Below are 255 nucleotides of genomic sequence, written 5' to 3' on the forward strand. Positions count from 1 at the left end.
ACGGTGGACAGCAAACCATAAGCTTCCCTGATGATGAGTGTGAAAAACTAAGACGGGAAGAGAATTCAATGACTGAGTACATTGTATCCAATATAATAAGTACTTCTCTGAATTCACCTCAGAGAATCATCAATAAAGTTTACGATAAAATCGGATTCAATATCATACAGGATGAGGAACTACGTCATCTTGTAGTATCCAGAATATGCTCTCCCATGAGCAAGAAGGCCACAGTGGATTATCTGAGACGGCATT

At 39.2% G+C, this 255-nt stretch carries 1 pseudogene; it reads left to right on the forward strand.

Annotated elements, in window-relative coordinates:
- Positions 1 to 255: pseudogene (locus I6E24_RS17705) on the forward strand (IS1634 family transposase); the annotation flags it as partial.

The sequence above is a fragment of the Bacteroides caecigallinarum genome (assembly GCF_021530995.1).
GTDB lineage: Bacteria > Bacteroidota > Bacteroidia > Bacteroidales > Bacteroidaceae > Phocaeicola > Phocaeicola faecigallinarum.